This window comes from Marivita sp., assembly GCF_017643905.1.
GTDB lineage: Bacteria > Pseudomonadota > Alphaproteobacteria > Rhodobacterales > Rhodobacteraceae > Marivita.
In genome coordinates this window covers 23,358-30,396 of record NZ_JAEPMO010000043.1, presented here as the reverse complement: position 1 = coordinate 30,396, position 7,039 = coordinate 23,358, and the positions used below count along the sequence as shown (strand labels likewise).

Sequence of the window (7,039 nt, the reverse complement as noted above, 5' to 3'; positions counted from 1 at the left end):
CTGAGGTATCTCAGGTCTCTTTTGGTCTATCTGCTCGCTGCTATTCTCAACGCAATCCAAAATTTGGAAACCAAAGCTCCCCGCAATCAGCCGCTATACACACCCGTCACAGCCTGAATTGCCTTGTTCAAGGTCGACTGAGGAGAACACGGATGTTTTCGCGTTACAAAAAGTCGGCTGTCGAGGTCGCCCCCGCAGCCAAAGTCGCTGCCAACACGGCCGAAACTCCGGCGAATGCCCCGAGTGCGACCAAGTCGTTGCGCAAGGTGCTGCCGAAAAAGGCTGCCGTTTCTGAATCGGCGGACCGGGACAAGAAACGCAAGGAACGTCTTGGCGAAATCAAGCTTGAACTGCACCGCGCCCTTCTCGACAACCTGAACCTTGCCGCTCTGGATCAGGCGACGGAAAGCCAGCTCAAGGAAGAAATTGGCGCGATCACCAACGAAAGCCTTCAGGAAAAAGGCATGGTGCTCAACCGCGAAGAGCGGATCGCCCTGAATCAGGAACTTTATGACGAAGTGAAGGGGCTTGGGCCCCTTGAAACGCTTCTCAAGGACGAGACTGTCAGCGATATTCTCGTCAACGGCCCACACCAGATCTTCGTCGAACGCAGCGGTAAACTGCAACTCAGCGATGTGACGTTCAAAGATGAAAAGCACCTGATGCGGATCATCGACAAGATCGTGTCCGCCGTGGGTCGCCGCGTCGATGAATCGAACCCTTACGTGGACGCCCGTTTGCAGGATGGATCGCGTTTCAACGCGATGGTGCCGCCGATTGCAGTCGACGGATCGCTCGTCTCGATCCGTAAATTCAAGACCGACAAGCTGAGCATCGACGATCTCGTCGCCTTCGGGGCCTTCACCGAAGAAATGGCCGTCTACCTTCAGGCCGCCGTGGCGACACGTCTGAACATCATCGTGTCGGGCGGTACAGGTTCGGGTAAGACGACGACGCTCAACGCGCTGTCTTCCTTCATCGACGACAGCGAACGCATACTGACGATCGAGGATACGGAGGAACTTCAGCTGCAGCAGACCCATGTGGGCCGGATGGAAAGCCGTCCACCCAACGTTGAAGGCAAAGGTGCGGTTACCCCGCGCGACTGTCTCAAGAACGCGCTGCGTATGCGCCCCGACCGCATCATCGTCGGCGAAACGCGCGGCGAGGAAGTGATCGACATGTTGCAGGCCATGAACACCGGCCACGACGGATCGATGACGACGATCCACGCCAACTCTGCCCGCGACGGTGTCAGCCGTCTGGAGAACATGATTGCCATGGCCGGGATCGAGATGCCGCTGAAAGCGATGCGTTCTCAGATCTCATCGGCTGTGAACCTGATCGTACAAGCCTCGCGTCTGCAGGACGGCTCGCGTCGCATGACCTCGATCACCGAGATCACCGGGATGGAAGGCGAAGTGATTTCCATGCAGGAAATCTTCCGTTTCCAGCGGGTCGGCCTGACCCCGGAAAACAAGATCATCGGCCATTTCACGGCGACAGGCGTGCGGTCCAACTATGCCGAACGCTTCAAGATGTGGGGCTACGACCTGCCCCCGTCGATCTATGAACCCTTCAACGGGAACCACTGACCATGACACTTAGCGCAGAACCGATCGTCTACGGCCTGATCTTCATTGCCGTCCTCGTTCTTGTGGAGGGCGTCTATCTTGTCGCTTTCGGCAAATCGATCAGCCTCAACAAGCGGGTCAACCGACGTCTTGAGATGCTCGACAAGGGCACCAAGCGCGACGAAGTGCTGGCAAAGCTCCGCAAGGAGATGGACCAGCACATGCAGTCACGCGGTCTTCCTCTGTATTCGATCCTTGCGGACCGGGCGCAGAAGGCCGCCATTGCCTTCACGCCAAAGCAGTTGATCATGGTGATGATCGGCGTCAGCATTGTCGCTTTCGCCGGTTTGACTGTGGGCACAGAGGCCGGTCTTGCGGTACGTGTCGTCATGGGATTGGCGATGGGTGTCGGCGGTGTGTTCTTCTGGATCAACAGCAAAGCCAAGAAACGCATCAGCCTGATCGAAGAACAGTTGCCCGACGCGGTAGAACTGATGGTGCGCTCTCTGCGGGTGGGTCACCCGTTTTCTTCGGCGATTTCGATCGTGTCCAAGGAAATCAAGGACCCGCTGGCAACCGAGTTCGGTCTGATTGCGGACGAGTCGAGCTACGGCCGTGACATCGGCGAAGCATTGAAAGCCATGGCGGAACGTCTTGATATGCAGGATTTGCGCTTCCTTGCGGTTGCTGTTTCGATCCAGCAACAGTCAGGCGGAAACCTGGCCGAGATCCTCGAAGGTCTGGCCAAGGTGATCCGCGCCCGTTTCCGCCTTTTCCGCCGGGTGAAAGCCATCACCGCCGAGGCGCAATGGTCCGGCAAGTTCCTGTCCGGTTTCCCTGTGGGCGCACTGATCGTCATTCAGTTGACCGACCCCAACTACTACGACGAGGTGATCGACCACCCGTGGTTCATCCCGGCATGTTTCGTCGTTGGCGCCTTCCTTGTGGCCAACCTGATCGTCATGCGTGCGCTCGTGAATATCAAAGTCTGAGGACCGGAACATGCAAGCCTTCAACCAATTCGCCGTCAACATGTTTGGGCCCGCCGGTCCGATGATCCTCATCGCCGGTCTGGGTATACTGCTGTTGATCCTCGCGATTCCGATGTTCTTCATGTCGCGCTCCAACCCGATGGACCGCCTGAACAACCAATCGTCGGGCCGTCAACAGGTCGACGCGGCCACACGCGCCGTTCTGCGGGACAAGCAGAAGAACCAGAAGCTCAACAAATACGCCCAGTTCCTCGAACCGCAGGACGCGAAAGAACTGTCCGACGTTCGGATGAAGCTTTTGCAGGCGGGCTACCGGACCAAGGACGCCGTTCAGCTTTACTATTTCTCGCAGTTTGTGCTGGGGATCGGTGGCCTGATCGTTGGCGTCGCGTATTTCTACCTGATCCTTGATCCGTCCAATGCCACCACGCAGCAGACGGTGATGTATACGCTCGGGCCGGGTGCCGCCGGATACATGTTCCCGAAATACTGGATCACCAGCCGGGTTCAGAAGCGTCAGGAAGAGATTGAAAGCGGTTTCCCCGACAGTCTCGACATGATGCTGGTCTGCGTCGAAGCGGGTCAATCGATGGATCAGGCCATCGTGCGCGTCAGCAAGGAGTTGCGCGCCTCCTATCCCAGCCTTGCCGATGAATTCGAACTGGTCAGCCACGAGATGAAGGCGGGCAAGGACAAAACGACCGTTCTCAATGACATGGGCGAGCGCTGCGGCGTGCAGGACGTGATGTCCTTCGTGACCGTTCTCAACCAAAGCCAAAGCTTCGGTACTCCGATTTCCGATGCTCTCCGGGTCTATGCGGCAGAAATGCGCGACAAACGCGTCATGCGTGCCGAAGAAAAGGCTAACAAGTTGCCAACCAAAATGACATTGACCACAATGATGCTGACGGTGCCGCCGCTGTTGATCATCCTCGTGGGTCCTTCGGTCGTCGGCATTCAGCAGCTCGGAAGTCTCGGGAGCTCGATGGGGCAATGACTTTAGCGCGGGTTTGGCCCGCACTCTTTCTGATCGGATTGGCCGCCTGTACACCGGGCGGCTTTTCCACGTCTGACGATGCGGTCTTCGCGCCCAGTGTCGATCCAAGAGGCGCGGTCGTTGACCAGCTGACCGTGGGGCACCGCCTTATGGCGGCGGGGGAATACGAACTTGCGCTGAGCTCGTTCAGCCTTGCGGCAGCCGAACAGGGCCTGACACCCGAAGTGCTTTTGTCACTGGGATCGGCCAACCTTGCTCTGGGCCGGCTCAACCAGGCGGAAGATCTGCTCCGGCGGGCAACGAAAGATGCCCCCGAAAGCCCAGATGCCTGGAACAATCTGGGTGTTGTCCTGATCGAAAAGAACGAAACAGCCGAGGCCGCACAGGTGTTTCGCAGGGCATTTGCGCTCGATAATGGCGAAAGTGTTGCAATTCGGGATAATCTGCGCTTGGCTCTCGCAAAATTGGAAAATTCGCAGTATGATGCGGAAATAGAACAAGAATACAAACTTGTGCGGCGCGGCAGCAGTGACTTTCTAATCCGCCCGACACAGTAATGAGGCAGAGCAGTAAAGGACGCAAAAATGCGCCATCCCTTTATCGTGACCCTATGTGTAACAGAGGCATTCGCGCTTTCCGGGTGCGAGCAAGGCATTGATACCGAAGCGGTCGACCGTGAATTTCAGGGCGTGAACGTCATTGACGGCACCAACCTGAACGAAGTCATGCTGTCGGTGTCCGATCCGAACGAAGCGGTGGCCTATTTCCAACGCGCCAGCAGCGCCGAGCCAGACCGCATCGACCTTGCGCGTGGTCTGGCCCTCTCCCTGATCCGCGCCAAACGGCATACCGAAGGTGTTGCCGCATGGGCACGGGTTGTGGACAACGACGCATCAACCAATGACGACCGGGTCGAACTGGCCGACGCCCTGATCCGCAACAATGAATGGGATCGCGCTGAAACAGTGCTGAACGCCATTCCGCCGACCCACGAAACCTTCAAACGGTACCGCCTTGAGGCGATGATCGCCGACAGCAAACAACAGTGGGACAAGGCCGACAGTTTCTACGAAACCGCCGTTGGTCTGACCACCACGCCGGCCTCTGTAATGAACAACTGGGGTTTCTCAAAGCTGACCCGCGGAGATTACTCGGGCGCTGAACGGCTTTTCACCGAGGCGATCCGAAACGACGACTCTCTTTTCACCGCAAAAAACAATCTCGTTCTGGCGCGGGGCGCACAGGGCAATTACGTGCTGCCTGTGGTTCCCATGACCCAGATCGAACGGGCCGAACTGTTGCACACGATGGGCCTTGCTGCCGTAAAGCGGGGCGACGTGGTGACCGGACAGGGTCTGATGCGCGAAGCGATCGACACCCATCCGCAGCATTTCGAAGCGGCCGCCCGCAGCCTGAAAGCGCTTGAATCCAATGTCGTGAACTAAGCCGCATGGATATCTCGGCGTTCTCGGCTCTGGTGTTTCTGCCTCTTGTGCTCCCTTTGTGTGTCTATGTGACCTTCTCGGACATGCGCGACATGCGCATTCCGAACGTGATTGTCGTGATGCTGTTTGTGGTCTACGCGGTTGTCGGGCTGATCGCCCTGCCCTTCGACGTCTATCTGTGGCGCTATGTGCATCTGATTGTCGTGCTGGTGGCGGGGATCGCCCTGAATGCGGGCGGTGCGATGGGGGCTGGCGACGCCAAATTCGCCGCCGCCGCCGCCCCCTTCATTCATGTTGGTGATCTGCGGCTGCTCATGGCGCTCTTTGCGGCGAACATTCTTGCCGCCTTTCTGGCCCACCGCATCGCCAAGTACACCGCCCTGCGGAACTTTGCGCCCCACTGGAAAAGCTGGACGAACCCCAAGTTCCCGATGGGCATGGCCCTTGGCGGAACTCTCGCGCTCTATCTCGGCTTCGGAGCGTGGTTCGGCAGGTAACCTGCCAAGAACCTGTCCAGCCCCAGCCCTTCTGTTGCCACATTGGCCTGCCACGGTCAGCCAGAGACAAATCTGGCTGAATCGATCCGGGGCTATCAATGAACATGCAGACCAGCGCCGTCATGGCGCCTCCTCCGCCCAAGCGCATGGAAGACATGAAGCTGCAGCCTGTCATGATGCGTGACATCCTGCTGAAAACGATGTTCCGCAAGAACGTGTCGACGGCGACCGCTGTGGCGCAAAGCGTCTGTCTTCCGGTGCCGATCACGCAGGAGCTTATTGATCTGGCACGCGGCCAGTTGCTTCTTGAGGCCACCGGCACGCTGAACGCGAACAACGGCTCTGAAATGGGGTATCAGCTCACCGACGCGGGCAAGGCCCGCGCGTTGGACGCCTTGGCACAGTCCGAATATTACGGCGCGATGCCGGTGCCGCTGGCGGTTTATTCCGAACAGGTCAAGCGCCAGTCGATCCGCAACATCCATATCTCGCGCCAGCAATTGACCGACGCGATGGGACATCTGATCCTGCCGCCGGACCTGCTTGGCAATCTTGGCCCTGCCGTCGGCGCAGGCCGGTCGATCCTGATGTATGGACCGCCGGGGAACGGGAAATCCTCGATCTCGAACGGCATCCGCGACGCGATGGGTGACAAGATTTATGTCCCCCACGCGATCGAATATGCTGGTCAGGTGATCACGGTCTATGACCCGATTGTCCACAGCGCAGCGGAAAACGCGGGCGCGTCCACCGGGCTTCGCCTGACCAACCGCTTCGACACACGCTATGTGCTCTGCGCGCGTCCCACGGTGATCACCGGGGGCGAACTGTCGCTCGACATGCTTGACCTCGTCTACAACCCGACCGCGCGCACATATCAGGCGCCGCTGCAGCTCAAATCCACCGGCGGTATCTTCATCGTCGACGACCTTGGCCGTCAGGCAGAACCACCACAGAAACTGGTCAACCGCTGGATCGTTCCGCTGGAAGAAGCGCGCGACATCCTTGCCTTGCAGTCTGGTGAAAAATTCGAAGTCCCGTTCGACACGCTGGTGATCTTCTCGACCAACTTCCATCCGAACGAAATCTTCGACCAAGCCGCCCTGCGCCGGATCTTCTTCAAGATCAAGATCGACGGGCCGGACCAGCAGAACTTCCTCAAGATCTTCTCGATGGTGGCGAAGAAAAAGAAGATGGTGCTGTGTGAAAAGTCGCTGATCCATCTTCTCAAGAACAAATACCCGACGATCAAGAACGTCTACGCGAACTATCAGCCTGTCTTCCTGATCGACCAGATGATCGCAGTGTGTAATTTCGAGGGCTGGCCCTACAAGATGACACCGGAACTGATTGATCGTGCATGGGCCAACATGTTCGTGAAAGACGAAAAGATCGTCAAATAAGCGCAACGGTCCGATTTCCAGTTGACTGGAAATCGCGGTCGCGTCCACGCGTCCGCATCCCGGATCAGCCACACGTGACGCCACGCAAAAAACGCAAGATTAGCCCTTGACGCCACGCCGCACCGCTCGTA

General features: G+C 58.0%; 7 protein-coding genes. All 7 read left to right on the top strand.

Going from position 1 to position 7,039, the window contains the following annotated elements; genetic code table 11:
- Positions 1-152: 152 nt before the first annotated feature.
- The 7 genes from JJ869_RS08840 to JJ869_RS08810 all read left to right on the top strand — a co-directional run bounded on the left by JJ869_RS08840 (position 153) and on the right by JJ869_RS08810 (position 6,908).
- Positions 153-1,595, top strand: coding sequence for a CpaF family protein (locus tag JJ869_RS08840; protein ID WP_292266232.1), 1,443 nt, complete (start codon positions 153-155; stop codon positions 1,593-1,595).
- A 2-nt stretch (positions 1,596-1,597) separates the two neighbouring features.
- Positions 1,598-2,566 (top strand): type II secretion system F family protein, encoded by a 969-nt coding sequence (locus JJ869_RS08835; protein ID WP_292266230.1) that lies wholly within the window; start codon positions 1,598-1,600, stop codon positions 2,564-2,566.
- Positions 2,567-2,576: 10 nt separating this feature from the next.
- A complete protein-coding gene (locus JJ869_RS08830) occupies positions 2,577-3,563 on the top strand; it encodes a type II secretion system F family protein (protein WP_292266228.1) in 987 nt (328 codons plus the stop codon).
- Complete coding sequence (locus JJ869_RS08825; RefSeq protein WP_292266226.1) at positions 3,560-4,120, top strand: tetratricopeptide repeat protein; 561 nt, start codon at positions 3,560-3,562, stop codon at positions 4,118-4,120. Before JJ869_RS08830 ends, JJ869_RS08825 begins: the two co-directional genes overlap by 4 nt.
- 27 nt (positions 4,121-4,147) lie before the next feature.
- Positions 4,148-5,008: a tetratricopeptide repeat protein gene (locus JJ869_RS08820; protein WP_292266224.1), complete on the top strand. Its 861-nt coding sequence runs from the start codon at positions 4,148-4,150 to the stop codon at positions 5,006-5,008.
- Positions 5,009-5,013: 5 nt separating this feature from the next.
- The gene (locus tag JJ869_RS08815) at positions 5,014-5,505 is read left to right on the top strand and encodes a prepilin peptidase (RefSeq protein WP_292266221.1); all 492 of its coding nucleotides are present in this window, start codon (positions 5,014-5,016) and stop codon (positions 5,503-5,505) included.
- 98 nt (positions 5,506-5,603) lie between these two features.
- Positions 5,604-6,908, top strand: a complete 1,305-nt coding sequence (locus JJ869_RS08810) for an ATPase (RefSeq protein ID WP_292266219.1) — start codon at positions 5,604-5,606, stop codon at positions 6,906-6,908.
- The last annotated feature ends 131 nt before the right edge of the window (positions 6,909-7,039 follow it).

Excerpts from the sequence above, each read along its gene's own strand:
- JJ869_RS08840 (WP_292266232.1), top strand. The coding sequence starts at position 153 with ATGTTTTCGCGTTACAAAAAGTCGGCTGTCGAGGTCGCCCCCGCAGCC.
- JJ869_RS08835 (WP_292266230.1), top strand. The coding sequence starts at position 1,598 with ATGACACTTAGCGCAGAACCGATCGTCTACGGCCTGATCTTCATTGCC.
- JJ869_RS08830 (WP_292266228.1), top strand. The coding sequence starts at position 2,577 with ATGCAAGCCTTCAACCAATTCGCCGTCAACATGTTTGGGCCCGCCGGT.
- JJ869_RS08825 (WP_292266226.1), top strand. The coding sequence starts at position 3,560 with ATGACTTTAGCGCGGGTTTGGCCCGCACTCTTTCTGATCGGATTGGCC.
- JJ869_RS08820 (WP_292266224.1), top strand. The coding sequence starts at position 4,148 with ATGCGCCATCCCTTTATCGTGACCCTATGTGTAACAGAGGCATTCGCG.
- JJ869_RS08815 (WP_292266221.1), top strand. The coding sequence starts at position 5,014 with ATGGATATCTCGGCGTTCTCGGCTCTGGTGTTTCTGCCTCTTGTGCTC.
- JJ869_RS08810 (WP_292266219.1), top strand. The coding sequence starts at position 5,604 with ATGAACATGCAGACCAGCGCCGTCATGGCGCCTCCTCCGCCCAAGCGC.